The sequence below is a fragment of the Candidatus Pelagibacter sp. HIMB1709 genome (assembly GCF_052047635.1).
GTDB lineage: Bacteria > Pseudomonadota > Alphaproteobacteria > Pelagibacterales > Pelagibacteraceae > Pelagibacter.
In genome coordinates this window covers 16,649-42,838 of the sequence record NZ_JBNAJW010000001.1, presented here as the reverse complement: position 1 = coordinate 42,838, position 26,190 = coordinate 16,649, and the positions used below count along the sequence as shown (strand labels likewise).

At 31.2% G+C, this 26,190-nt stretch carries 29 protein-coding genes and 1 pseudogene; 9 read left to right on the top strand and 21 right to left on the bottom strand.

Features of this window, described 5'->3' with window-relative positions; all coding sequences use genetic code 11:
• Nucleotides 1–39 precede the first annotated feature (39 nt).
• The 3 genes and pseudogenes from dusA to ACTTAR_RS00220 all read right to left on the bottom strand — a co-directional run bounded on the left by dusA (nt 40) and on the right by ACTTAR_RS00220 (nt 2,845).
• The gene (gene dusA, locus ACTTAR_RS00230; protein WP_440697391.1) at nt 40–1,032 is read right to left on the bottom strand and encodes a tRNA dihydrouridine(20/20a) synthase DusA; all 993 of its coding nucleotides are present in this window, start codon (nt 1,030–1,032) and stop codon (nt 40–42) included.
• Between the two features lie 180 nt (nt 1,033–1,212).
• Nucleotides 1,213–1,593: pseudogene (gene rpoZ, locus ACTTAR_RS00225) on the bottom strand (DNA-directed RNA polymerase subunit omega); the annotation flags it as partial.
• Nucleotides 1,594–1,636: 43 nt separating this feature from the next.
• Nucleotides 1,637–2,845 carry an MFS transporter gene (locus ACTTAR_RS00220; RefSeq protein WP_440680663.1) on the bottom strand — a complete coding sequence of 403 codons (1,209 nt, stop codon included), beginning with the start codon at nt 2,843–2,845 and terminating at the stop codon, nt 1,637–1,639.
• 11 nt (nt 2,846–2,856) lie between these two features.
• Between ACTTAR_RS00220 and ACTTAR_RS00215 the strand changes: the two genes are divergently transcribed.
• Together ACTTAR_RS00215 and ACTTAR_RS00210 are read left to right on the top strand one after the other, a co-directional pair.
• Complete coding sequence (locus ACTTAR_RS00215; RefSeq protein ID WP_440647983.1) at nt 2,857–3,732, top strand: NAD(P)-dependent oxidoreductase; 876 nt, start codon at nt 2,857–2,859, stop codon at nt 3,730–3,732.
• Nucleotides 3,733–3,735: 3 nt separating this feature from the next.
• Nucleotides 3,736–4,341 (top strand): flavin-binding protein, encoded by a 606-nt coding sequence (locus tag ACTTAR_RS00210; protein WP_440633489.1) that lies wholly within the window; start codon nt 3,736–3,738, stop codon nt 4,339–4,341.
• On the opposite strand, the gene ACTTAR_RS00205 is transcribed toward ACTTAR_RS00210, so the two are convergent.
• From ACTTAR_RS00205 to ACTTAR_RS00195, 3 genes are read right to left on the bottom strand one after another with little or no spacing between them, the layout of a single operon-like run.
• The gene (locus tag ACTTAR_RS00205) at nt 4,338–4,628 is read right to left on the bottom strand and encodes a DUF1330 domain-containing protein (protein WP_440680661.1); all 291 of its coding nucleotides are present in this window, start codon (nt 4,626–4,628) and stop codon (nt 4,338–4,340) included. The genes ACTTAR_RS00210 and ACTTAR_RS00205 overlap by 4 nt on opposite strands.
• Before the next feature lie 24 nt (nt 4,629–4,652).
• The gene (locus tag ACTTAR_RS00200; protein ID WP_440697390.1) at nt 4,653–5,573 is read right to left on the bottom strand and encodes an ROK family protein; all 921 of its coding nucleotides are present in this window, start codon (nt 5,571–5,573) and stop codon (nt 4,653–4,655) included.
• Between the two features lie 11 nt (nt 5,574–5,584).
• Complete coding sequence (locus tag ACTTAR_RS00195) at nt 5,585–6,097, bottom strand: gamma carbonic anhydrase family protein (protein ID WP_440697389.1); 513 nt, start codon at nt 6,095–6,097, stop codon at nt 5,585–5,587.
• A gap of 20 nt (nt 6,098–6,117) precedes the next feature.
• On the opposite strand from ACTTAR_RS00195, the gene ACTTAR_RS00190 reads away from it, so the two are divergent.
• The 3 genes from ACTTAR_RS00190 to ACTTAR_RS00180 are packed head-to-tail and all read left to right on the top strand — an operon-like array spanning nt 6,118 to nt 8,641.
• Entirely contained in the window at nt 6,118–6,672 is a 555-nt protein-coding gene (locus tag ACTTAR_RS00190; protein WP_440697388.1) for a thioredoxin family protein, read from the top strand.
• The gene (locus tag ACTTAR_RS00185; RefSeq protein ID WP_440697387.1) at nt 6,672–7,754 is read left to right on the top strand and encodes a glycosyltransferase family 4 protein; all 1,083 of its coding nucleotides are present in this window, start codon (nt 6,672–6,674) and stop codon (nt 7,752–7,754) included. The genes ACTTAR_RS00190 and ACTTAR_RS00185 overlap by 1 nt, the downstream gene beginning before the upstream one ends.
• Nucleotides 7,751–8,641: a DMT family transporter gene (locus ACTTAR_RS00180; protein ID WP_440680656.1), complete on the top strand. Its 891-nt coding sequence runs from the start codon at nt 7,751–7,753 to the stop codon at nt 8,639–8,641. Before ACTTAR_RS00185 ends, ACTTAR_RS00180 begins: the two co-directional genes overlap by 4 nt.
• Here ACTTAR_RS00180 and ACTTAR_RS00175 read toward each other — a convergent pair.
• The 3 genes from ACTTAR_RS00175 to ACTTAR_RS00165 are packed head-to-tail and all read right to left on the bottom strand — an operon-like array spanning nt 8,638 to nt 11,613.
• Nucleotides 8,638–10,137 carry a tripartite tricarboxylate transporter permease gene (locus ACTTAR_RS00175; RefSeq protein WP_440677012.1) on the bottom strand — a complete coding sequence of 500 codons (1,500 nt, stop codon included), beginning with the start codon at nt 10,135–10,137 and terminating at the stop codon, nt 8,638–8,640. The genes ACTTAR_RS00180 and ACTTAR_RS00175 overlap by 4 nt on opposite strands.
• On the bottom strand, nt 10,134–10,604 hold the full coding sequence (locus ACTTAR_RS00170) for a tripartite tricarboxylate transporter TctB family protein (RefSeq protein ID WP_440680655.1): 471 nt from the start codon (nt 10,602–10,604) through the stop codon (nt 10,134–10,136). Before ACTTAR_RS00170 ends, ACTTAR_RS00175 begins: the two co-directional genes overlap by 4 nt.
• Nucleotides 10,605–10,632: 28 nt before the next feature.
• The gene (locus ACTTAR_RS00165) at nt 10,633–11,613 is read right to left on the bottom strand and encodes a tripartite tricarboxylate transporter substrate binding protein (protein WP_440680654.1); all 981 of its coding nucleotides are present in this window, start codon (nt 11,611–11,613) and stop codon (nt 10,633–10,635) included.
• 115 nt (nt 11,614–11,728) lie between these two features.
• Here ACTTAR_RS00165 and ACTTAR_RS00160 point away from each other — a divergent pair, with 115 nt between their 5' ends.
• Together ACTTAR_RS00160 and ACTTAR_RS00155 are read left to right on the top strand one after the other, a co-directional pair.
• Nucleotides 11,729–12,427, top strand: coding sequence for an IclR family transcriptional regulator (locus tag ACTTAR_RS00160; RefSeq protein WP_440680653.1), 699 nt, complete (start codon nt 11,729–11,731; stop codon nt 12,425–12,427).
• Nucleotides 12,427–13,479, top strand: a complete 1,053-nt coding sequence (locus tag ACTTAR_RS00155) for an AbrB family transcriptional regulator (RefSeq protein ID WP_440680652.1) — start codon at nt 12,427–12,429, stop codon at nt 13,477–13,479. The genes ACTTAR_RS00160 and ACTTAR_RS00155 overlap by 1 nt, the downstream gene beginning before the upstream one ends.
• On the opposite strand, the gene ACTTAR_RS00150 is transcribed toward ACTTAR_RS00155, so the two are convergent.
• Nucleotides 13,469–14,410 (bottom strand): glycosyltransferase family 9 protein, encoded by a 942-nt coding sequence (locus ACTTAR_RS00150; RefSeq protein ID WP_440680651.1) that lies wholly within the window; start codon nt 14,408–14,410, stop codon nt 13,469–13,471. The genes ACTTAR_RS00155 and ACTTAR_RS00150 overlap by 11 nt on opposite strands.
• Nucleotides 14,411–14,442: 32 nt before the next feature.
• Between ACTTAR_RS00150 and ACTTAR_RS00145 the strand changes: the two genes are divergently transcribed.
• Nucleotides 14,443–14,832: a DUF6165 family protein gene (locus ACTTAR_RS00145; RefSeq protein ID WP_440634500.1), complete on the top strand. Its 390-nt coding sequence runs from the start codon at nt 14,443–14,445 to the stop codon at nt 14,830–14,832.
• Here ACTTAR_RS00145 and ACTTAR_RS00140 read toward each other — a convergent pair.
• The 8 genes from ACTTAR_RS00140 to ACTTAR_RS00105 are packed head-to-tail and all read right to left on the bottom strand — an operon-like array spanning nt 14,822 to nt 21,545.
• Nucleotides 14,822–15,610 (bottom strand): phytanoyl-CoA dioxygenase family protein, encoded by a 789-nt coding sequence (locus ACTTAR_RS00140; RefSeq protein WP_440680650.1) that lies wholly within the window; start codon nt 15,608–15,610, stop codon nt 14,822–14,824. The two genes, ACTTAR_RS00145 and ACTTAR_RS00140, sit on opposite strands and share 11 nt — an antisense overlap.
• A gap of 1 nt (nt 15,611) precedes the next feature.
• Nucleotides 15,612–16,289, bottom strand: coding sequence for an ABC transporter permease (locus ACTTAR_RS00135; RefSeq protein ID WP_440697386.1), 678 nt, complete (start codon nt 16,287–16,289; stop codon nt 15,612–15,614).
• Nucleotides 16,289–16,981 carry an ABC transporter permease gene (locus tag ACTTAR_RS00130; protein ID WP_262589019.1) on the bottom strand — a complete coding sequence of 231 codons (693 nt, stop codon included), beginning with the start codon at nt 16,979–16,981 and terminating at the stop codon, nt 16,289–16,291. Before ACTTAR_RS00130 ends, ACTTAR_RS00135 begins: the two co-directional genes overlap by 1 nt.
• Before the next feature lie 44 nt (nt 16,982–17,025).
• The gene (locus tag ACTTAR_RS00125) at nt 17,026–17,877 is read right to left on the bottom strand and encodes a transporter substrate-binding domain-containing protein (RefSeq protein WP_440680648.1); all 852 of its coding nucleotides are present in this window, start codon (nt 17,875–17,877) and stop codon (nt 17,026–17,028) included.
• A 56-nt stretch (nt 17,878–17,933) separates the two neighbouring features.
• The gene (gene speD, locus ACTTAR_RS00120; protein ID WP_440697385.1) at nt 17,934–18,974 is read right to left on the bottom strand and encodes an adenosylmethionine decarboxylase; all 1,041 of its coding nucleotides are present in this window, start codon (nt 18,972–18,974) and stop codon (nt 17,934–17,936) included.
• The gene (locus ACTTAR_RS00115; protein ID WP_440680646.1) at nt 18,974–19,609 is read right to left on the bottom strand and encodes a class II aldolase/adducin family protein; all 636 of its coding nucleotides are present in this window, start codon (nt 19,607–19,609) and stop codon (nt 18,974–18,976) included. The genes speD and ACTTAR_RS00115 overlap by 1 nt, the downstream gene beginning before the upstream one ends.
• Nucleotides 19,606–20,676: an S-methyl-5-thioribose-1-phosphate isomerase gene (gene mtnA / locus ACTTAR_RS00110; protein WP_440697384.1), complete on the bottom strand. Its 1,071-nt coding sequence runs from the start codon at nt 20,674–20,676 to the stop codon at nt 19,606–19,608. Before mtnA ends, ACTTAR_RS00115 begins: the two co-directional genes overlap by 4 nt.
• Nucleotides 20,673–21,545: an S-methyl-5'-thioadenosine phosphorylase gene (locus ACTTAR_RS00105; protein ID WP_440680644.1), complete on the bottom strand. Its 873-nt coding sequence runs from the start codon at nt 21,543–21,545 to the stop codon at nt 20,673–20,675. Before ACTTAR_RS00105 ends, mtnA begins: the two co-directional genes overlap by 4 nt.
• A gap of 33 nt (nt 21,546–21,578) precedes the next feature.
• Here ACTTAR_RS00105 and ACTTAR_RS00100 point away from each other — a divergent pair, with 33 nt between their 5' ends.
• Entirely contained in the window at nt 21,579–22,106 is a 528-nt protein-coding gene (locus ACTTAR_RS00100; protein WP_440680643.1) for an adenine phosphoribosyltransferase, read from the top strand.
• A 197-nt stretch (nt 22,107–22,303) separates the two neighbouring features.
• Here the strand turns inward: ACTTAR_RS00100 and ACTTAR_RS00095 are convergent, their stop codons facing one another.
• From ACTTAR_RS00095 to ACTTAR_RS00085, 3 genes are read right to left on the bottom strand one after another with little or no spacing between them, the layout of a single operon-like run.
• The gene (locus ACTTAR_RS00095; protein WP_440697383.1) at nt 22,304–23,749 is read right to left on the bottom strand and encodes an aldehyde dehydrogenase family protein; all 1,446 of its coding nucleotides are present in this window, start codon (nt 23,747–23,749) and stop codon (nt 22,304–22,306) included.
• Nucleotides 23,750–23,788: 39 nt separating this feature from the next.
• Nucleotides 23,789–24,580 carry a crotonase/enoyl-CoA hydratase family protein gene (locus ACTTAR_RS00090; protein ID WP_440697382.1) on the bottom strand — a complete coding sequence of 264 codons (792 nt, stop codon included), beginning with the start codon at nt 24,578–24,580 and terminating at the stop codon, nt 23,789–23,791.
• Nucleotides 24,577–26,190: a class I adenylate-forming enzyme family protein gene (locus ACTTAR_RS00085; protein ID WP_440697381.1), complete on the bottom strand. Its 1,614-nt coding sequence runs from the start codon at nt 26,188–26,190 to the stop codon at nt 24,577–24,579. The genes ACTTAR_RS00090 and ACTTAR_RS00085 overlap by 4 nt, the downstream gene beginning before the upstream one ends.

Sequence of the window (26,190 nt, the reverse complement as noted above, 5' to 3'; positions counted from 1 at the left end):
AATAAAACTATATAAATATATTCATTTGCGAAGATTGAACTAAGCAGATTGACCTTCTCTCATATCGACATTGTTGTATTTAATTTTATCCATTATGTGATCAATTTTTTTTACATCAGCATCTCTCACGCACATATTTTCACTTAAATATCTTTTCCAATGACTAGCACCAGATTGACCGTGAAATAAACCTAATGTGTGTCTCATGATTTGGTTTAAACGAGTTCCTTTTTTCAATTCATCTTTTACATAAGGAATTAACTGTTCAATAACGTCTTGCCTACTAGGAATATCATCATTATTAAAAATTTCTCTCTCAATATCTGCTAACAAATAAGGTGTATGATAAGCAGCTCTTCCAATCATAACTCCATCTGTTTTTTCTAAATGTGGTTTAATTTGATCAACAGAAGTTATTCCCCCATTTATTAATATTTCTTCATTTGGAAAATCTTCTTTTAATTTATAAACAAACTCATATTTTAAAGGCGGAATATTTAGATTTTGTTTAGGTGTAAACTTGCCAAGCATAGCCTTTCTTGCATGAATAATAAAAGTTTTAATACCTGTGGATTTCAGAGTAGATATGAAATTATGTAAGTTTTCATAATCTTCAACATTGTCATATCCAATTCTAGTTTTTATGGTTACAGGTAATTTAGTTTTTGATTGCATTTCTGTTAAACAATCTGCAACTAAGTTTGGCTCTTTCATTAAACAAGCACCAAATCTATTTTTCTCTACTTTTCTACTTGGACAGCCTAAATTTAAATTAATTTCATCGTAGCCAAAGTCTTCTCCAACTTTTGTTGCCTCCGCAAGTAACTTGGGTGAAGATCCACCTAATTGAAGTGCTACTGGCTTTTCATTGATATTGAATTCTAGTAATTTTTTTTTATCACCTCTATTGATTGCTTCATCGACAACCATTTCGGTATAAAGAAGTATATTTTTGGATATTAGTCTTAAAAAATATCGTTCATGACGATCTGTACAGTCCATCATAGGAGCAACTGATACTAACCTATTCATAAACTAAGACTTTATATTATTTTTTTATGAGTTTGAAGCTTCTGGATCTTCAGAAGCAACATCTGCTTCTTGATTTTCTGATTCTGAAACTTCATCTAATGAAACTTCACCTTGTTCATTCATAGTTTCTTGGCCAACTGAAGCGTCAACTTCAGGTGTAGCTGTTTCAGACAATTCAGCTAAATCTTCCTTTGATACCTGAATTTTTTCTGGAGTTTTTCTTGCTCTTTTAGATGGTAAAATTGGAGTACCACTTTTTGAAATTTCGCCTTTGTAAAGATTTTCAAAATCATCACCAATATCTTCATCATCCTCTACACCGTCATCAACTTGTTCAACGTGCTTTCTAAGTTTATAAACAGCGCTTTCAGTTAAATCTGATACTTTGATTTTCTCTTCAGCAATTTCTCTTAAAGATATCACTGTATTTTTGTCATTATCCCTATCTATTGTTGGTTCTAAACCAGCATTAAGTTGAGTAGCTCTCTCTTTAGCTACTAAAACCAATTCATAAGGACTTTCTACTTTATCTATACAGTCTTCAACGGTAACTCTAGCCATGGCCGGTTGTTTATACCTGAGGCTCAAAAAAATCAAGCATTTTCTAAATATAAATAGGATTTAGCTTCTTTCTTGTTAAAAATAATAGGGCTAAAGACGAGAATATATAAATCGCAGAAACAATAGCAATTTTTTCAATTGAAAAACCAATGTCAATCAAAACTCCAAATAAAGCAGTTCCAAATGCTGTAGAAAATACCATTAATGCAGTAGTTAAAGCTTTAATTGATCCAATATGTTTCACTCCATAAATTTCAGCCCAAGTAGCTGAACCTAATACATTGGCAAATCCATTAGAAATACCAATCAATCCAAGAAACACAAATGCTGTGAGAGATGAATCAAATAAAATAATTACAAATGTAGAGATTAATAATGGAATGTTCATGTAAATTAATAATTTTCTGCTACTAAATTTGTCTATTAAAGGACCTGCTAATAACAACGTTGAAACGGTGAATATAGAATAAGACATAAATGATTGTGCAATAGTAAATTCACCCCAACCTTTAGAGGTTGTTACAAAAGATTGGTAAACAAAAACTCCTGTTGCAATCCAGGGCATAGCAAGCATGTTTGAACTAATTATATAAAATCTATAATCTTTTAATACCTCAAGTCTTGTCCATTGCTTAATACTTTTATCTTCTTGCTTTTGATTATTATTAACCTCTCTCGAATCCAAACTTAAGTTTTTAATTAATAAATAAGAAGCAATTGGTAAAAATAAAATTACAATAATTGAAATTGTTAACCAAATATTTTGCCAAGTATATAAAGTTAACAAATAAACAATTAAAACAGGTAAAATAAATTCACCACAAGATAATCCAAACCAACCTGCGCTAAGAGCTTTACCTCTTGATTTAGTAAAGTATCTTGAAATTGTTGTGCTTGCAGTATGAGACATCATTCCTTGACCTGAAAATCTCATTAAAAATATCGCAGCAAATAAAAATGGTATTGAATATATTTTAGAAAAGAAAAAACATGAAAAAGCTAAAAGCGGAATTACAAATAAAGAAAACTTAAATACATTTACATCGTCAATTTTTTTTCCTAACCATATAAAAAGAATACTGCTAAATAATGTTGCTGAAGCATAAATTGAGCCAAATTGTCCATGAGTAATCGATAAAGTATCTCTTATGCTTGAATTGAAAAGTCCAAGAAAAAAACTCTGTCCAAAACTAGAAAAAAATGTAAAAATAAAACCAAATACAATTACTTTTAAACTTAAACTTTTAAACATAGAAAAAAATTATGACTTGTAATGTTGCTTTCATAGGTCTTGGGGTTATGGGCTACCCAATGGCTGGTTATATATCAAAAGCCGGACACAATGTAACTGTTTTTAATAGAACAAAATCAAAAGCTGAAAAATGGATTGGTGAATACAAAGGTAAAATGGCTGATACTCCTGCTCAAGCAGCAGAAGGTGCAGATTTTATTTTTACATGTGTGGGTAACGATAATGATTTAAGAGAAGTAGCTACAGGAGAAAATGGATTATTTAACACAGCAAAAGCTGGATCAATATTTATTGATAACTCAACTGTATCTGCAGAAGTATCCAGAGAATTATATAAGGCTGCAAAAGATAAAGGTTTTGATTTTTTAGATGCACCTATATCTGGAGGTCAATCTGGTGCTGAAGGTGGAATACTTACTGTAATGGTTGGTGGTGATGAAGAAGTTTTTAAAAAAGCAGAACCAGTAATTGATTGTTACAGTAAAAAAGTAAAATTAATTGGATCTTGTGGAAGTGGACAACTTACAAAAATGATGAACCAGATGTGTATAGCTGGAGCAGTTCAAGGTTTATCAGAAGCAATTAACTTTGGAATAAATGCAGGTTTAGATATGGACAAAGTAATGGAAACTATATCTAAAGGTGCAGCACAGTCCTGGCAGATGGAAAATAGATATCGAACTATGACTGATGATAAGTTTGATTATGGATTTGCTATTGATTGGATGAGAAAAGATTTAAAAATTGCAATTGAAGAAGCAAAAAGAAATGGTTCGCCTGTACCAATTACAGAAATCATAGATGGTTACTATGCTGAAGTCCAAGAAATGGGTGGTAATCGTTGGGATAGCTCTGCACTTATTGCTAGATTAAAAAAGAAAAAATAATTTGTGACTGATACTGTTCCTTATTATGAGGACTTTGTAGAGATCAAAAAGAAAATTTGGTCTATGTTAAATAGAGCTGTCAAAGACAGAAGCTCGCCTTTTAGAATACCCGTGTTTATATGTGGTAGCCAATCTGATTTAGATGGTAGAATTGTAGTTCTTCGAAAATCAGATCAATCTAATAACTTAGTTCAGTATCATAGCGATATTCGTTCAGATAAAATTGAAAAATTAAAATCAAACAAAAATGCAGCGATGTTATTTTATGATAAAGATGAAAAAATTCAGGTTAGACTGAAAGTAGAGTGCACTATTAATCATAATAACGAAGTAACTAAAGAGTCTTGGTCAAAAACCCAACACATATCTAGAAAATGTTATTTAGTTGATAATGGACCAGGAACTGAGTCTGATACTCCTACATCTGGACTGAAACCTGAACTTGATAATTTTGATTACACTAAAGAACAAAGTGAAGAAGGTTATAAAAACTTTACGGTTATTCAGTGCAAAATAAAATCAATAGAATGGTTATATTTAGCCGCTAAAGGTCATCGAAGAGCAAAATTTGATTTAGAAAATAATAAAGATACCTGGCTAGTACCTTAAATTCCTTTTACGATAATATTACTTCCTTCAGAATTTTGTAAACGTATATCTTTTACAGGTTTGTACTCATCAGAATGATACCACTCTAAAGCTCTTTCGTAACTTGGAAATCTAATAATCACTAATCTTGGAAAATTGTCTTCACCCTCAACTACTTGATATTCACCATTTCTAACAAGATATTCTCCACCAAATCTTTTTACAACCTCTGTAACTTTAGCTACATATTCTTTATAGTTTTCTGGATTTGTTACTTTTAATTGAGCTATAACATAACCTGCTGACATAATTATCTCCCTTTTTTAATTGTTCTACTCATTATTCCAAAGCCAAGCTGCCCCTCTCACTCCACTTGAATCCCCGTGTAAATTTTTTAACACTTTAGTTTCTACTTTATTTGAAAAAGTGTACTTGGGTATCAAAGATGGAATATTTTTATAAAACCGATCAATATTTGACATTCCTCCACCAAAAATTATGGCATCAGGATCAAAAATTCCTATCATTACAGCTATTAATCTTGCCATTCTATCTTCATATAAACCCAATTCTAAATTAGCTCTTGGATCCTTTTCTAAATCAAGTTTAACAATTTCTTCTGAAGTAAAATTAGTATCATATTTTTGATTAAACCTATCTTTAAAACCAATGCCAGACATAAATTGTTCTGCACACAAAGGTCTGCCACAGTTATTTGAAGGACAATTTATTTTTATTTCTTGTTCATCTTTGGTTGGATAAGGCAATGGTTGATGTCCCCAATCCCCTGCAATTTGATTTGATCCCTCAATAATTGATTTATTATAAGATAATCCACCTCCAAAACCTGTGCCAATAATTATTCCAAAGATAGATTTATAATCTTTTCCAGCTCCATCTACAGCTTCAGACAATGTAAAACAATTTGCATCATTCATTAATCTTACTTCTCTATTTAAAGCTAATTCTAAATCTTTTTTAAAAGGTTTGTCATTTAACCAAAGAGAATTTGCGTTAGTAATTATTCCAGTTTGTCTCGAGGAAAATCCAGGGATACCAATACCAACAGAACATATCTCTTCACTAATTTTATCAAATTCATCAACCAGTTTTTTTACAGTTTCAATTCCTGATAAATAATTCCTTTCGTATGAATACCTTTTTCTTTCTAGTTGTTTGCCATTCTGATCTAAAAGGATACCTTCAATTTTAGTACCTCCGTAATCAATCCCTATTTTAAATTTATTCTTCATAAATTTAACTTTTAAAAAATAGATTTAGAATATTTCTTCCAATTATTCTGATAATGTTTGGTATTTTCCTCTACTGCTTTTTTTTCTTCCTCAGTCACCTCTCGTACAATTTTTCCAGGTGATCCTACTACTAAAGAATTATCGGGTATAACTTTATTTTCAGTTATTAGTGCTTTTGCTCCAATAATGCAGTTTTTTCCTATATTTGCTTTATTCAAAATTACTGCTCCAATTCCAATTAAACTATTATCTCCAACAGTACATCCGTGAAGCATCACCAAATGACCCACAGTAACATTTTTACCTACTCTTAACGGACAGCCAGGATCTGTGTGTAATATACTACCATCTTGAATATTAGATCCCTCACCTATGTAAATATTTTCTATATCTCCTCTTAAAACGGCATTGAACCAAATGCTTGTATTTTTCTCTAATGTGACATCTCCAATTATAGTTGCATTAGGAGCTACCCAATTTTCGCCAGAGTTTTTTGGTTTTTTATCTTTTAAATCATAAAACATAATTTATATATTCTTACAGTATGCCAATACAAACTCCAATATGTGATTTTGGTCAAAAAGCTATTCCATTTGAATTAAAATCAACAAATAATAAAATTCTTTCGTTAGAGGATATCAAAGGAGAAAATGGAACTTTGATAATGTTTATTTGTAATCACTGCCCTTATGTAAAAGCAGTTACAAAAGAAATAGTTGAAGATTGTAATGAATTAAAAAAAATTGGAATAAATTCTGTTGCAATCTGTGCAAATGATGCAGAAAATTATCCTGAAGACTCTTTTGAAAATATGATTAAATTTTCAAAAGATAATAATTTTAATTTTCCTTACTTAAACGACGAAACGCAAAATATTGCTAAAGCATATGATGCTGTCTGCACACCAGATTTTTTTGGATATAACAAAAATTTAGAACTTCAATATCGAGGAAGATTAAGAGAGTTAAGAAATCTTATACCTGTTAGAGAAGGTGAAAGTGATTTGTTAAAAGCTATGAAACAAATTGCTGATACAGGTCAGGGTCCTAAAGACCAAATTCCTAGTGCTGGCTGCAGCATAAAGTGGAAAACTAATTAATGTATTTAATTGTTACTAGATCTTTTCCTCCTGAACTAGGTGGAATGCAAAGCTTGATGTGGGGTTTATCAAGAGAGTTATCTAAAAACTTTATGATAAAAGTGTTTGCAGATTATATTGATAATCATAAAGTTTTTGATGAACAAGCTTCGTTTTCAATTGAAAGAGTTGGTGGAATAAAACTTCTTAGAAAATATAGAAAAGCTCAATTAATTAATGAATTTATCAAAGAGAATAAGGTTGAAGGAATAATAGGAGATCATTGGAAAAGTTTAGAATTAATTAAAACTTCTAAAAAAAAATACTGTCTTATTCATAGCAAAGAGATCAATCATCCTAAAGGATCAAGTCAAAATAAAAGAGTTTTGAATGTTCTTAACAATGTAGAAAAAGTTATTGCCAACTCACAATATACCAAAAACCTTGCTATTGAATGCGGAGTTAATGAAAATAAAATTATTGTAATTAATCCTGGTGTTGATCCAGCTCAAGAATTAAACAAAAAAAAATTAGAAAAAGTTGAAAGCTTACTAAAAGTTAAAACGCCAAGATTAATTACTGTTTCAAGATTTGATAAAAGAAAAAATCATGAAAAAGTAGTGATGGCTCTCAGAAATCTAAAACAAATTTACCCAGATATTGTCTACATTTGTATTGGATACGGTGAAGAAGAAGAAAATATTAAAAAATTAGTAAAGGAATTAAATTTAGAAGAACAAGTGATGTTTTTTAAAGATATAAGTGATGAATTAAAAAATGCGCTAATCGCTAAATCAAATCTATTTGTAATGCCTTCTATAATCCATAAAAAATCTGTTGAAGGGTTTGGAATTGCGTATGTTGAAGCAGCACAATACGGTGTACCGTCTATAGGCGGTAAAGATGGAGGTGCGGCAGATGCAATAGATCATGAAATAACTGGTTTAATATGTGATGGAAATAATCTGGATGATATTTATTCTTCAATTAACTCAATGTTAGAAAATAAAAAATATTTAGAACATGGAAAAAATGCAAAAGAATTTGTGAATAAATTTCAATGGTCAAAAATAATTGAAGAATACAAAAAGATACTAAATTGATTTCGAATAATAAATTAGCAATTTTTTTAATTATAATCTCAGTTTTTTGTGGAACATTAATGTTAACCTTTTTAAAATTAGCACAAGAGGAAGTTAATGTTTATGTAGCAGGTTTTTTTAGATTTTTATTTGGTTTCCTGATTATTTTTCCTTATATGTTAAAAACTAAATTTACAGTTTTTAAATCAAATCATCATAAAAAACATTTTCTTAGAGCAGTTTTAAACTTGCCCTCAATGCTTTTATATTTCTCAGCTTTAACAATGATGCCAATTGAAAAAGCTACAGCAATATCTTTTGTTGTTCCTTTCATAGTAACTATTTTGGCTGTTTTATTTCTTGGAGAAAAAATTTATATCTACAGAAGTTTTGCGCTAGTTTTGGGATTTATTGGTATGTTGGTAATTTTAAGACCAGGTATAATTGATATCTCACTTGGTGTATACATGGCGCTGGCCTCATCTTTTATGTGGTCAATAGTGATTATAATTACAAAAACTATAACAAAAGACGATAGTTCGATTACAATTTTATCTTATGGATACTGTTATATGACTATTTTTAGTTTCCTTATTGCATTATTTTATTGGCAAACACCTAGTGTACAAACTTTGATTTATTTATTTTTTGCAGGTCTATCTGGCACATTGTTGCATCTTTGTATTAATCACGCTTATAAACTAGTAGATGTGAGCATGACTCAACCCTATTCTTTTCTTAGCTTAGTATTTGCTTCTCTAATTGGCTATTTTGTATTTAGCGAAATCCCTGATCTCTTCACTTGGATTGGTGCTAGTATTATATTTTTAGGAGTTTTCATTATTTCTTATCGTGAAATGAAACTTAATAAAGAAATAATTAGAAAACGATTAGATATTAAATCTTAGTTTTTCTTCTTAAAAGTTTTATAAATATGCCAAACTACAATTAAAATTGTAGTAGCAAGAATACATGCAGTTAAAGTTCTATCCCACAAAAATTCCCACGAACCATTACTTAATAATAAAGATCGTCTTAAATTTTCTTCCATCAGTCCACCAAGTACAAAAGCTAATATCAACGGTGGCATTGGGAAATCATATAATCTTAAAAAAGTTGCAACTACTGCTATCCCAATCATTAAATAAATATCAAAATTATTAAATGACATTACGTAAATCCCAGTAACAGAGAAAAATAAAATTAAAGGAATTAAATAATTTTTAGGAACAGCAAGAATTCTAGCTATATAGGGAATGAGTGGTAAATTTAATATAAGAAGAATTACCATTCCAATATACATAGACATTATTATTGACCAAAAAATCTCTGGATTAGTCATATAAAGTCTAGGACCAGGCTGAACACCAAAACCTAAAAGAGCTCCTAGCATTACAGCTGTAGTTCCACTCCCAGGAATTCCTAAAGTAAGCATTGGCACAAAAGAACCTGAGCAAGCAGCATTATTTGCAGTTTCTGGTGCAGATAAACCATTTACACTTCCTTTACCAAATTTTTCTTTCTCCTCATCGCTAACCACGTTTCGTTCCATTCCATAAGCTAAAAATGATGCAATAGTTGCACCAGCGCCAGGCAATACACCGATTAAAAATCCAATTACTGATGATCTTGGTATTGTTTTGTACATTTTGGTTCGCTCTTCTTTATTAATTTTAATTGATCCCAATTCAGTTAATGAAACTTGTTTGGCAGCACTAGTTGGATCATTTCTCTTTAAAATAATTGATAAAGCCTCACTCATTGCAAAAGTTGCCATAACAACTAATACGAAGCTAATCCCATCAGTTAAGTTCATATTGTTAAATGTATATCTTGTAATATCAGACAAACTGTCTTGGCCAACTGAAGCTAACATTAAACCTAAAACAACCATCATCATTGCTTTTAAAAATTGTCCCTTAGATGAAAATGCGGCAATAGCTGTTAAACCTAAAATCATTAAAGCAAAATAATCAGGTGATCTAAAGGATAAACTTACTTTAGATAAACTTGGTGCCATGAATAACAAATAAATTGCAGATAGTGTTCCACCTGCAAATGAGCTCCAAGCAGCAATTGCTAAAGCTTTTCCAGCTTTACCTTGTTGTGCCATTGGATAACCATCAAATGAAGTTGCAACTGTTCCTGGAACACCAGGAGCGTTTAATAGTATTGAAGACGTAGATCCGCCAAATACTGCACCATAATAAACTCCAGCCATCAAGATTAATCCAGTTGCAGGTTCAAAACCATATGTAATAGGTATCATTAAAGCGATAGCAGTCATAGGACCAAGACCAGGAAGCATTCCAATGATTGTTCCAAAAAAACAACCGACCATCACCATTAGTATATTTTGGAATGTAAGTGCTGTAGTTAATCCAATTAGTATTCCTTCAATCATCCCATAACCCCTATTGATTGTAAGAATGGATCCCTCAAATAAATATCAAGAATACCATGAAGCAAATACATGAAGGCAGCAACAAATGGAAAGGATAATAAAAACATTAAAACCCACCTTCGTTCTCCTAAAAAATAATATGAAGCAAATAAAAATAAAGATGTACTTAAAAAATAACCAACTTTTAAAATTGTAGCTCCGTAAATAATTGCAATCAATATAAGTATACCAGTTTTTTTATACTCTAAACTTTTATGTTCTACTTTGATTGTATTCGGGTCTGGTAAAATAAGTTTTAATCCAGAGAAAAATAATCCTGCATAACCTAAATAAATTGGAAATGTTCTAGCATTAAATGGAGCATTTTCATCGAATGTGAAAACTTGAATTTGATAAGCTAAATATAAATAAAATGCTGAAAAAATAAAAAAGAGCAGTGATATAATCTTTGTAGTATTTATATTCACTGCTCTAATTTTAATTTCTAACCAAAGGTTAGATAACTCCTAGTTTTTTCATAAGAGCTGTCATTTCTTCAGTTTGTTTTTCTAAAAATTCAACAAACTTACCTTCTGGGTTATAAATATTAACCCAAGCGTTTCTTGCTCTCACCGCTTCCCACTCTGGAGTTTTTTGTACATCGCCAAGCATTTTTGCAATTTCTGACCTTTCAGCATTACTCATACCTGGAGGGCCAAAGAAACCTCTCCAGTTAACGAATTGTACATCGTACCCTTGTTCTTTAAGAGTTGGTGCATCTGGTGCATCAGAAACTCTTGAAGGAGCAGTAATACCAATAATTGTTACTTGGTCTCTTGCACCCATCAATTCACCTAAACCAGTTGAAATGATTTGAGTTTCTCCAGATAAAAGTCCAGCTAAAGCTTTTCCACCAGCATCATAAGGGATGTATTGAACAGCATTTGGATCTGCACCTGCAGCTTGGAATGCTAATGCACCAATTAAATGGTCCATACTTCCTCTTACTGATCCACCAGCCATTTTTACTGAGCTAGGATCTTTTTTATATGCATCAACTACATCTTGAAAGTTTTTAAAAGGTGAGTTTTTTGCAACTGCGATAGCACCGTAGTCACCAATTACACCTGCAATCGGCACAACATCTTTATAAGATAAAGTTCCAGTACCTTTTACATAACCTTCGTGTCTAGTAATTGATCTTAGTACTAATGGTGTAGATTGAACTAAAATTGTGTTAGCAGGTTTAGTATTAATCATGTAAGCAAGTGCTTTACCACCACCACCACCTGACATATTTTCAAATGATGCACTTTTTAACAAACCAGCTTTTGTTAAAGCTTCTCCAGTACCTCTAGCAGTTCCATCCCAACCACCACCAGCACCACCACCGATCACAAAGTGCAATTTTTCATGCGCTACTGAGCTAGTAGTTGTTGCTGAGAATAATAGGATTGCTGAGAATAATACTGAAAATAGTTTTTTTATGTTTTTCATTATTTTCCCTCTCTATTTAATTTAATTGGATTTAATTTATTTTAATGAATGTTGTCTAAATAAATAAATACTATTGTTCTATTCAATAGAACAATATATTCTATTCAATAGAATTATGAAAACTAACAAAAAAACTATTGGTGTAGATGCAGTAAATAAGGCTTTAGAAATCCTAAATTGTTTTACCGAAAAAAATGAAGCTTTAACTATAACAAAGATAGCTAATATTACAGGAGAACATAAAAGTAGAATTTCAAGAATATCTAAATCACTTGAGAATTTTGGATACATTAGGAAAATAAAAAGTGGTGAGTTTAAAATTGGTCATACAATCCCAAGATTATTTGAAATTTATGAGAGTAGTTTTAATTTAAAAAATTCTATCAAAGCTGAATTAGATTTCATATCATCCAAAACAAAAGAGACAGCAAGTTTTTTTGTTAGACAAAATGATGTAAGAGTTTGTATCCAATCAAGTTCACCTAACAAATCAATAAGACACCAAGAAGTCATTGGAGGTAAAAAACCTATTAACAAAGGTTCAAGTGGTCATGTTTTGTCGGCTTATAATAATTTAGAAATTAAAGATAAAGACGATGTTTTAAAAAATGGATATGCTATGACTTTTGGGGAAAGAGATTCTGAAATGGCATCTATATCAGTTCCAATCTTTAGAAAAAAAAATCAAATTCTTGGTGCATTAACTGTTGCAGGTCATATTTCTAATTTTAATAAAAAAAACTGTATTAGCTTTCTAAATGTTCTTAGATCTTCTAGAGTTAAAATTGAAAAGAATTTAATTCAAACTAGATAATGCTAAAACAGATTAATCAAATTTTCACAGTTAAATTTATTTCTGTTTTAATTATTGCTTTTCCTAGTGCAATATTTGCAGAATATTTAAATATACCTCTAGCCTGGTTTTTGGGGCCAATGATAATCACCTCAATTGCTGCATTATCAGGATTAAAAATCATTATGCCTAAAATTGTATTAAGTTTTATTTTGATAATTTTAGGTTTGCATATTGGAAATTACATCGATCAAAATCTATTTAATCAAATGTTTGATTGGATTTGGACTTCGCTAATTATGCTAATCTACATAATAATTTGTATTTTAGTTGTTGCTAAATACCTCCAAAAATTTGCAAATTATGGAAAAAAAGCCTCTATATTTTCTGCTGCTCCCGGTGCGCTGGGTCCTTTAATGATTTTAGCTGAAAATGAAAAAACGGATTTATCTCAAGTTGCAACTTCTCACTTAATTAGATTAATCATCATAATAACCGTCATTCCATTTATTATAGTTAATAATACTGACAACAATGTTTTGTTAAATGATGAATTCAATTATTTAGCTCAAAATCATTTAAATTTAATTTTACTTATTATTGCATCTTTATTTTTTATTTTTGTTTTTGATAAAATTAGAATTCCTGCTGCTTTACTATCTGGAACATTATTTGCGAGTGGCTTATTACAAATTACAGATATAGCCTCATATAAATTGCCAGATGAAACAATAAATTTTTGTCTGCTAATTCTTGGCTCTTCTGTCGGATGTAGGTTTGCTGAAAAAACTGTTAAAGAGATAGCCAATAATTCTCTTCATAGTATTGTGGCTACCACTATTTTGGTGGTATTAGGTTTGGTTGCAGCCTATGTTGCAACATTCTTTGTTGATACAAATATTTTAACTTTAATATTATCTTTTAGTCCTGGAGGAATTTATGAAGTGGCAGTTATAGCAATTGCTTTTGATTTAGACCCTGACTTTGTTGCTTTTCACCATATAATAAGATTGCTTTTTATACTTTTCACAGTTCCAATATTTTTAAGAGTTTTAGAAAAAATTAAGAAATAATTTCAGAAAGTCTTTCAAAAACTTTTTCTGCTGAAAGTTTTGATAATTCGGGGGCTTGTATTGCTTTAAAGTTATCTCTTTCAATACTGACTTTAAAAGGAGTTGTATGAGAACCAAACAGAGCAATTCCTTTTGATCCTATGTGTGCAGTTATGTGAGCGGGTCCAGTATCATTAGCGACCACAAACGAACTATCTTTAATTAATCCAGATAATTGTGAAATATTTAAAGCTTTACCATTATCCAAAACACATAAAGCATTTATATTTTTTGCATCTTTAATTTCATCTGGTCCAGGTGCAGTAACCACTTTAAATTTATTTTCAAATTTTTCATTAATCATATTTATTAGATCATTATAATAAGGCCATTTTTTTAAAGTCAAATGAGGTGAGCAAAAAGGAAAAAGTATTATGTATTTATCTAATTCATAATTTTTTTTTATTTCTGAAATATCAACTGTACTCCATGAAAAGTCTGGTTTCATTGTATGATTGGTATTAATTCCTGAAGATTTTAGCTGATGGTCAAATCTTGAAAGAACAGAATCTTTATCAAAATCTTTTTTGGTTGTTCCTTTTGGTAGAGTTGTTTCTGTTGAACACCAAATAGTTTTATCAGCTTTAGGAAATAATATATTTTTGTAAAATGATGTTCTGCTAGAATTTTGAAGATCATAAACTTTTGAGAAATTATATTTTTTGATCTCTCTCATTAGTAAATATAAATAAATTAAGTTAATCTTTGATAATCTTTTATCTAAAATAACATTTGAAATATGTGGGTTTTTTTTAAATAGTTCAAAATAAGGTTTTGTTGTTAACAAATGAATTTGATCTTCTTTATGATTTTCAGAAATATCTTGAATTGCCCCACATGCTTGAGCTATATCGCCTAAAGATCCATGTTTAATAATTAAAATATTAGACATATTTCTAACAACTTAACATAGTATAAAGTTTTATGAATAAAATTATAGTCGAGGTTTCTGTTGGAGAGCTTTTAGACAAGATTTCAATATTAGAAATCAAACAAGATAAAATTAAAGACCCAGAAAAATTAAGTTTTATAAATAACGAACATTCTATTCTTAAAAATCAGTTAGAAAAAAATGTTAAGTCTGATGAGAAGCTTGAAAAATTATTTCAAGACTTAAAAGATATAAATGCTAAACTTTGGGTTATTGAAGATGACAAGAGAGATTGTGAAAAAAATAAAGATTTTGGAGAAAAATTTATAAAACTTTCTAGAGACGTTCATTTTTTAAATGATGATCGTGCAAAAATAAAATTAGAAATGAATAACCATACAGGCTCTGCTATTAAAGAGATTAAAGAGTATACTAGTTACTAAAAACTTTTGGAAACCAATCCTCTCTCATCCGATCTCCTGATTTTAAATTAATTCCATCAAATGGAGGTGATGTTGGACCACCTCTTTCAATAAAAGCAACATCATCACCTATAAATCTCATAGAGAATGCTCTACGAGATTGAGAACTTTGATTTCCTGTGGAACCATGAACAGTTTTAAAATTAAACAAAACTGCATCACCTAATTTTAGGTCGGGAACTAATACATCTTGTTCAAATTCTTCTTTTTTTGGAAGATTCATAAATGAGCTATCATCTTGATACCAAGGTTGATTGTTAGACCATTTGGTAGGTCTTAAAAGTTTTTGCCATTTATGTGATCTTAAAATTAATTTTAGGTTATTTTCTTTATTTACTTCATCTAATGGTATCCAAAAACTGCCTGTATCATTTCCATCAACACAGTAATACGGCATATCTTGATGCCAAGGTGTTTCTTTATTTGTTCCTGGATCTTTAATAAAAAGATGATCATGAAAAATTTGTATAGATTTTGAATTTGTAACCTCAGCAACTATTTGAGCTGCAGGTGAATTAAACATACAATCTTTGAATTCTTTTATTCTTTCCCAATTGCAATAATCTTCAAAAAACCTTCCCTCATTTTCTCCAACATTCTCTCTTCCATGTTTGCTTGGGTTGTCTAAAACTTTTTGAAAACCATTTCTTAATGGTTCAATCCAATCTTTAAATACATCCTTAATAATTATTGCACCAAGATTTTGATAATCATCAATCTGTTTTTGAGAAAGATACATTTTATTGTTGGAAACTATATTTTTTTTCTAAGTACTTGATCACATTATGAATAACGAAAGTCATAAACAAATATATTCCACCAGCTACAATAAATACTTCGATAGGCTTAAATGTTGTTGATATAATATATTTTGCTACACCAGTTAAGTCCATTAATGTTACAGTGCTTGCTAATGAAGTACCTTTCATCATTAAAATTATTTCATTTCCATATGCAGGGAGAGACTGCCTAATCGCAATAGGTATTTGAATTTTATAAAATATAATTTTACTTGAAATACCTAAACTTTTTCCAGCTTCAATAATTCCAGGTTTTATAGTTTGAAATGCAGATCTTAATATCTCAGAGGTATAAGCGCCTGTATTTAATGTAAAAGCAATTATTGCACACCAATAAGGTTCTTTTAACACAATCCACAAAACTGTTGATCTCAAATATTCAATTTGTCCTAATCCAAAATAAATAATAAAAATTTGGACTAATAGCGGAGTACCTCTAAAAACATAAGAGTAAACATAAGCAAATTTGTTAATAAATATATTTTTGTTTAATCTTAAAATTGCAAAAAATAATCCAAGAAATAATCCAAAAAACAAAGAAGCTGATAAAAGTTTTAAAGTAATAACAGTTGCTCCTAAAAGTTTTGGAAAACTGGTGATCATTAAATCAAAATCCATTAATAACCCCTACTATATTTGACTTCTAACTTGTTAATTAACTTCATACTAATGTAAGTGAGCAATAAATATAAAACTGCAGCAAATGAATAAAAAAATAATGGATCTCGTGTAGATCCTGCAGCGATATAAGATTGTCTCATGATTTCGACCAAACCAGTTACTGATATTAAAGATGTGTCTTTTAAAGTAATTTGCCAAACATTACTTAAATTTGGAATTGCAAGTCTTAACATTTGAGGAAGAATAATTTTATAGAATTGACCAAACTTACTTATCCCTAAAACTTTAGCGGCTTCAAATTGCCCTTTGTCAATTGATTGAATAGCTCCTCTAAAAACTTCTGTTGAGTAAGCACCTGAAATTATCCCAATAGCAACAGCACCAGTAATAAATGCATTAATCTCTATATATTCGTAATAACCAAATATTGATGCAACATACATGATTGCACCACTTCCACCAAAAAATAATAAATATATTACTAATAGTTCAGGAACACCTCTTATTACTGTGGTGTAAAAATTACCTACAAAGTTTAGTGTTTTATACTTTGAAAGTTTAAGTGGAGTAAAAATTAAAGCAAAAAGGAAACCAACTAACATCGCTGTAACAGATACAGCAACTGTCATTAAGGTTGCGTAAAATAACTCGTCACCCCAACCTGTTTTTCCAAATGCAAGAAGTTCCATATAGACTGGCGACTATATATTATAGCCGCCATATCTGAAATTATTTACATAGAAGCGTCGAAACCAAAGTGTTTAATAGCAAGTTCGCTAATAATTCCTTTTTTTCTAGCTTTCTTAATTGCTTTGTTGAAATCTTTTAAGATTTTAGCATCTCTTTTTCCAATAGCGCTATCATCAGCTTGTCTAATTCCAACACCAACTCCATTTCCAAACGCACCACCTGAAAAAGTTGGACCAACTAAAACTACAGCTTCACCAGATTTATCTGCATAATCTGTAAATGCTACAGCTGCAGCTAATGCAACATCACATCTTCCAGATGTTAAATCTAAGTTAACCTCATCTTGAGTTTTGTAAGTTCTAACATTAACACTACCAACATCACCAGACTCTAAGAAGTTTTGGTGAATTGTTCCAGTTTGAGTACATACAGTTTTTCCAGCTAAAGCTCCTGTTAAAGTTTTAAGAGCTTTTTTAACTGCAGATCCACCTAAAGATAAGTTGATACCTTCTGGTGTATCCATACCTTCTAAGCTTGAACCTTTCATTACAGCAAGAGATGCAACTTCATCGGCATAACCTTGTGAGAAAGTAATTGTTTTCTTTCTTTCATCAGTGATTGACATACCGGCCATGATTGCATCAAATTTTCTCATTACTAATGCTGGTATCATTCCATCCCAATCTTGCTCAACGATTGTACACTCATACTTCATAATTTTGCAAAGCTCTTGAGCTAGCTCAACCTCAAATCCAATTAAATTGCCAGAAGCATCTTTTGAATTCCATGGAGGATAAGCACCTTCAGTTCCAATTTTAATTTTCTCAGCAGAAACATTTCCGATGATCAAAAAAGAAGCCAGAACTGTTAAAATAGTTTTTTTGAATATATTCATATTTTCTCCTTTAATTGGAACAATTATTTCACAATTTTTAGAAAGAAAAAAGAAAATTAATGATTTATTGATGATGAAAAGTTCCAAGCACAATCAAAACTTGGTATGTAAACTCTAGATAATTTGGCATTACCAAAATTTTGATTAAAGACATTTAACCAACTATCAACTTGCTTAGGTTTTTTATCCTGACTTCCAACTTGAGCTGTTATCACTCCTTTTGGTTTTAATATTCTCACCAAAGAATCCATATTCTTAGCAGCTAAATCAATGCAAAATTGGTCATCATTTAAATCAACAAAAATATGATCATAAGTATCATCGGAAACTGATTTGATACTCTCAAAAGCATCTCCCCATACACATTTGACTGAATTTTTTTCCGTAGCTTTTTTTCCAATATCACCAAGATGTTTATTACAAACATCCACAACTTCTGGATCTAACTCATACCAGTCAATAAAATTAAAATTTTTAGAAATACATTCTCTTGCAACTCCACCATCTCCACCTCCAATGATAGCTGCTCTTTCATTATCTTTGTTTAAATTTAAACCTGAACCAACAAATGTAGAACTATATAAATGTTCATCGGTTGCAGCAACTTGAATTTCACCATCTATAAATAATGATTTTCCAAACTGCTCAAGATCCAAAATTTCAATATGTTGACCAACTTTAGATTTAAAATCTTCTAAAACATCATTTACAACATAAGATTTTTGTAAACCTGGAGAGCTATAAATGTCATGATAAAGTGATTTTGTATCTCTATTAAATTCTTTTTTAACAATTCTTGTATGTTCAAATTCTTTCTTAATTATATCAATTGCAACTGATGGACTTACTTTTCCACAAGTAAAAAAATCAAAACTAATAATTCCTTTTTCAGGAAATGTATGAAAACTAATATGGCTTTCTGCTAAAAGAGCCAATATTGTGAAACCTTGTGGTTCAAATTTATGTTTAGAAATATTTAATATTGATACTTTTGCAGCTTTTGCAATTTCATGAATTACTTTTTCATAAACAGAAGGATCGTATTCTTTTGTAGTTCCAATGATGTCTAGAGTTATATGTTCTCCAACTTTGGTCATTAGCTATCCTTTTTATAATTTTTAGCTTTGGATAAAACTTTATTCATTTCTGCTATAGAAAGAATTTTAGGCTTACCCAATCTCAGGCTCGTTATATACTGAAGCGATATATTTTCAACCTCTTCAGCTAATTCAAAAGCTTTTGGTAAATTATCTTCGAATGCAATCTGACCGTGATTTGAAATTAAACAGGCTTTTCTACCTTTTAGAGCTCTTAAAATATTTTTAGATAATTCTCTCGTTCCAAAGGTTGCATATTTTGCACATTTAATGTCATGGCCACCAGCCATTGCAACCATGTAATGAAAAGGAGGTATTCCTTTATTATGAGTAGATACTGCAGTTGCATTTGTTGAATGAGCATGAACAATCGCTTTAGCTTCTTTTTTATTTTTATAAATATCTTGATGAAATTTCCATTCTGAAGATGGAATACCTTTTTTCTTGTCAAACTCACCATCTAATGAAACGAAAATTATATCTTTATTTTTTAAAGTTGAGTATTTTTTTCCAGACGGGGTAATTAAAAAACCATTTTTATACCTTACTGAAATATTCCCAGATCTTAAAGCTGATAATTTTTTTGTGTTCAGCATTTTTGAATATCGAATAATTTCAGAACTTAAATTTTTCATTTGAATAAGTTTTTTAGTCCATTGGTGGAAGCTTCACATACTCCTCTCTCAGTAATTAATCCACTTACATATTTTGCAGGAGTTACATCAAATGCTAAATTCATTGCTTTACTTTTTTGTGGATATATCAAAACTTTCTTAATTTGGTTATTTTCATCAATACCCTCCACATAAGATAATTCCTCAGAATTTCTTTCCTCAATAGGAATATCTTTAGCATTTTTAATATTCCAATCAATTGTTGAACTTGGAAGTGCAACATAAAAAGGGACTTTATTATCATGTGCAGCTAAAGCTTTTAGATAAGTTCCAATTTTATTACATACATCTCCATTCGATAAAGTTCTATCTGTTCCAACAATACACATATCAACTTCCTTTCTTTGCATTAAGATACCTCCAGTATTATCAGCAATAATTGTATTTGGAATTTCTTCTTCGTTTAGCTCATATGAAGTTAAATTTGCACCTTGGTTTCTTGGTCTTGTTTCATCTACCCAGACATGAACTGGAATTCCTTTTTTATGAGCATGATAAATCGGTGAAGTTGCTGTTCCCCAGTTAATAGTCGCTAACCAACCAGCATTACAATGAGTTAAAATATTTACTGTATTTTTTTTCTTATTGTATATTTCTTCAATTATTTTTAATCCGTTAATACCTATATTCCTACAAAACTTTTCATCCTCATCACAAATTTCTTTAGCTTCTTTTAAAGCTAAATCTAAAATTTGATCACTATTAATATCAGATAATTTTTTCATCATACGATCAACTGCCCATTTCAAATTTATTGCAGTAGGTCTTGATTTAATTAACTCTTCTGAACATTTATTTATAAATTCATGAGAGTTGTTCTCATGAATAGCCAAAACTATTCCATAAGCAGCTGTTGCTCCAATTAAAGGTGCACCTCTAACTTCCATAACTTTAATTGCATTGATTGCATCTTTAACTGATTTAAGTTCTTTTATTATAAATTGATGTGGAAGTTTTGTTTGATCAATTATTTTTACTATTTTATCCTCGTACCATATTGTTCGGTATTCTTTTCCTTGAATTTTCATTTGTTTAAAACTCTACCAGCAACCGTTTTTAACTTATCTATTGTTTTTTGGGTTCGTTTTTCCGGAGCAGTAATGATAGCTACATCTAAGCAATTATTGGTTGGATCATTTGGATCTATATGGCTCTCATAATTATCAATTAAGTTTTTTATCATCACTTTTGCTTTTTCAGCATTTCCTAATAAAACTTTGATCACTTGTTGAACATCAACATTTTCATGATCTGGGTGCCAACAATCAAAATCTGTAACCATTGAAACTGAGGCATATCTAATTTCTGCTTCTCTTGCGAGTTTTGCTTCAGGCATATTGGTCATACCAATTACATCTGCTTTCCAAGATCTGTATAAATTAGATTCTGCCAATGTTGAAAATTGAGGTCCCTCCATTACAACATAAGTTCCATTTCGTTGATAATCTATTTTTGATTTTTTAATTGCATCTTCACAAGCATTCATTAACCCATTAGATGTAGGATGTGCCATCGATACATGGGCAACGATTTCATCATCAAAAAAAGTTTTTACTCTTGCAAAAGTTCTATCAATAAACTGATCAACAATAACAAATTTTCCTGGCGGCAAATCTTCTTTCAAAGATCCTACGGCTGAAACTGAAACAATATCAGTAACACCTAACTGTTTTAACGCATCGATATTTGCTCTAAAATTTATATTAGAAGGAGAAACAAAATGGCCTCTCCCATGTCTTGGCAAAAAATAAACTTTTTTATTATTATAATTAGTTTTTAATATTTGATCAGATGGTTTGCCCCAAGGTGTATTTATTTCTAATAATTCTCTGTTAGTAAATTCTTCAACATCGTAGAGTCCACTTCCACCAATTATTGCTAATTTATTTGTTGTCATAATTTAAAATATATTTATTTATAATTGAGTATTATGAATTTAAAAGATCATATTAGATCAATTCCTGATTATCCTAAAAAAGGTATTCTATTTAGAGATATAACCACTCTAATTAAAAACGAGGAAGCTTTTGCTGAAACAATTAATCAAATTATTGAAAGATCAAAAAAATACAAAATTGATAAAATTGCTGCAATAGAATCAAGGGGTTTCGTGTTTGCCTCTGCTGTTTCTTATATCATCAAAAAACCTTTTATAATGTTGAGAAAAAAAAATAAATTACCAGCTGAAGTACATTCTGTTGATTTTGAATTGGAGTATGGGACTGCAACTATTGAGGTTCACAAAGACTCTATTTTAAAAGATGAGTCTGTTTTAATAATTGATGACTTAATTGCAACAGGTGGAACAGCAGAAGCTGCTGCTAAATTAGTTGAAATGTGTGATGCAAAAGTAGCTGCATTTGTTTTTGTTATTAATTTATTTGATTTAGGTGGATCAGATAATTTAGTTAATAAAAATTATAAAGTTGAAAATTTAATAGAATTTCCAGGACATTAAATGGTAGCGGGAAGTGGGATCGAACCACTGACCTCGGGCTTATGAGTCTATCGCCATGAACCCTTGTCTACTCACCTAAAACAATTACTCCTGTAAATGCTCTCTTTCCTTTCTATGCATATTGAATCAAATTAAAGAAACCTAGTCAAGAACCAATGTCATTGACGCGTATATGGAGTGGAAATTAAATAAATTATTTATGCTGAAAGTTGGTTCCAATCACTAACTGCTTTAACTTCTAAAAATTCTTCAAGACCCCAAGTTCCACCTTCTCGACCATTTCCTGATTGCTTCATCCCACCAAATGGTGAACCTGCGCCTAGAAATTTACTATTCATCTCAACCATTCCAGAACGTAGTTGTTTTGCAACTCGACGAGCTTTTTCATTGTCAGAAGTTTGAACATAATTTGTTAATCCATAAGGAGTGTCATTTGCAAGTTTTATAGCCTCCTCTTCATTGTTAAAAGGAGTAATACAAAGAACTGGTCCAAAAATTTCTTCTTTCCAAATAGTCATGTTGGGAGTTACATCAGAAAAAATTGTTGGGCGAACAAAATAACCTTTATCCAATCCATCAGGTCGTCCTTCACCTCCCGAAATTAGTTTTGCACCTTCTTCTAATCCAGTTTTAATCAAAGATTGAATTTTTTTAAACTGATTTTCAGATACTACTGGTCCAATTTGTCGTCCTTCTTTATCAGATGGTCCTACCTCTGTTTGTTCTGCTACTTTACGAACTGTCTCAATAGTTTTTTGATAAATTGAATTTTCTACAAGCATTCTAGTAGGTGCATTACAAGATTGACCTGAGTTATTAAAACAATGTCTTACACCACGAGCTACCGCTTTTTCATCTGCATCTGCAAAAATAATATTTGCTCCTTTACCACCTAATTCAAGGCTCACTCGTTTAATTGTGTCAGCTGCACTTTTATTTATTGCAATACCTGCACGAGTAGAACCAGTAAAACTAACCATATCAACATCTGTATGTTTGGTAAGATAAGTTCCAACTCCTGCTCCATCACCATTTACAAGATTAAAAACACCAGGTGCAAAACCTGCATCATTAATCATTTCGGCTAACAACATAGAACTTAAAGGGGAAATTTCAGAAGGTTTAAGAATTATTGTGCACCCAGTTGCTAATGCAGGAGCCACTTTTAACATAACCTGGTTCATAGGCCAGTTCCAAGGTGTGATTAATGCACAGACACCAACGGGTTCATAAAAAATCATATCTCCTGGTGAATGATCACCAAGAGGTTTTTCAAAGGAAAATTTTTTAGCTGATCGTATAGTATTTTTTAAATGTCCAGCTCCAGCACCTACTTGAGCTGATTTTGCTAGATCAATTGGAGCACCCATCTCATCACTTATAAATTTTGCCATTTCATCAGAACGTGATTTGTATATTTCCAATAATTTTTCTAACAGAGAAATTCTTTCATTAAGGTTTGTTTCTGACCATGATTTAAATGCTGCTCTAGCTGCTGAGACTGCAACATCTACATCTTTAGAACTACCTAGTGTAATAGTGGCTATCTTGTTTTCAGTAGAAGGATTTATAACATCCATTGTATTTCCACCGTTTGAATTTACCCACTTTCCATTTATGTAATGCTGTAATAGATTTTTCATTATGTCTCCAAATTTGCAGTTAATTTAATTATCAAATCATTATTCATCTTCAAATTTTCCACCTCTTCCTTTGCCATTTACAAATTCTAAAGCACCCTTAATACCTTTTACGATTTCTTCTTTGCTTCCAGACCATTCTTGTTTCATAGCGTCACGAATTGAAAGCCCATGCTGAGATCTCACTGACTTAAGATCTTTGAGCATCGAACTTTGAGGAAATTTTGCTAAAGTATGAGCCAAAGTTTCAGCTTTACTTCGTGCTTCACCTTCTGGAACAACATATTCGCAAAGCCCAATCTTTAAAGCTTCATCTGCCTCAACTCTTCGACCAGTAAGAATTAAATCCATAGCACGTCCCTCTCCAATTAAACGAGGTAATCGAACTGTGCCACCATCAATAAGAGGTATACCCCATCGACGATTATACACCCCCATATAAGATGTTTCTTCCATAACTCTAATATCACACCAAATTGCAACTTCCATACCACCCGCAACTGCAGCGCCTGAAACTGCTGCTATAACAGGTTTCGATAATTCAAGACGACTTATTCCCATGACTGCCATAGGCGGTTCTCCAGCATCTGGGAAATTATAAGGCTCAAGTGCATCTGATCCAGAAAGAGTAGAAGCGTACTTTAGATCCCAACCTGAACAGAAAGCTCCACCTTCGCCCCATAGCACTGCAACGTGAGCAGTTTTATCTTTATTGAATTCATTGAAAGCATTGTAAATAGCTTTTGCGCTTTCAGGATCAATTGCATTTCGCGCCTCAGATCGAGAATGAATAATTGTCCACACTGGACCTTTTTTTTCTATACGAACACTCATGTTAAAACCTTACCATAGTTACCATCAAGATATTGATCTTTGATTGTAAATTTTTGAACTTTACCTGAACCTGTTAATGGAAAATTTGGCACTTGTACCCATATTGAAGGGGTTTTTTGTGGCGACAAGTGAATACGACAATGACTTTTTAAGCTATCTACTTTTGGCGTAGTATCAGACAATATAAATGCAGCTATTATCTCACCCCATTTTTCATCTGGCAAACCTATCACTGCTACTTGATTAACATCTGCATGTGTTACAAGAACTGCTTCTATTTCAGCAGGAAAATGATTTTCACCTCCACGAATTATCATATCTTTAACTCTTCCAGTAACACGTACAAAACCTTGTTCATCCATTTTACCAAGATCACCAGTATGTAACCAACCTTCTTTATCTATTGCATCATTTGTTGCTTTAGGATTATCATTATATCCAATCATCACAGCATAAGACTTTGCACATATTTCACCGACTTCATTAATTGGAAGCACTTTATTATCGTTTGTTGAACGAATTGAAACTTCGGTATGAGGAAGTGGTTGACCTGCTGTTTCAACTATTTGCTCAACAGTTGCTTCAATTGGATTAAGACAAATCATAGGACTATGCTCTGTTTGTCCAAAAGCACTGAGTAAATGACAGCCTAACTTTTCTTTTACTCTACGAACAAGGTCAGGTGGTACAGGTGCACCACCTGTTGATATGGCTTCAAGTGAAGACATATTTCTAGGGAAACTTTCAAGAGATTCTAGTAGATTGAACAACATTGTGGGAACAGCAAAACAGGTTGTAACGCCTTGTTGTTCAATTAACTTTGCAAAGTTATCAGCGTTGTATCTTTTAATTAATAACATTTTACAAGCAGCCTGAAGACAACCTAATGCACCTGTTGCACATCCTGCTGTATGAAATAGTGGCATAAAATTTGCCCATACTGAATGAGGTCCTACTTTTTTTCGAGCGCAAAAGAGTCTAGCATTATTTAAAAGATTTTTATGACTTAACACTGCTCCTTTTGGAAAACCTGTGGTTCCTGAAGTATATTGAATTTGAGCAGCATCCTCTGGTTTTACTTCTGGTAATTTTGTATTTTGATTTTTGTTTGCATAAAGACTTTCTTGATTTTCTAAATTAACTACTTCACGAATTAGAGTGTTACCTTTCATTGCTTCTTTTGCAATATCACCCATTGGGTTGCCTCTAAATTCATTAATTAAGAACAAACCAACTGCACCAGATTGTTCTATTACATATTTTAATTCTGCAGCTTGAAATGAAGGGTTTGCAGTAACAAGAACTAAACCAGATAATGCACAAGCATACTCCATAAAGATCCACTCAGGAATATTTGGAGCCCATACAACAACCTTCTCTCCTACTTTAAACCTCGTAGTTAGAGCTTTTGCAAGGAGATCAGATTGTTTAAATAAATCTGAATAATTCCATGACTTTCCACATTCACCATCATCCATCACATCTACCATAGCAACTGCGTTAGGGTGGGTATCTGAAATCTCTTTTAATAAATCTCCAATAGTTATATCTCTAATCTCTGCATCATTCTGAGCTTTAAAATGAGAATTAGTAAGTTTAACTTTATACAT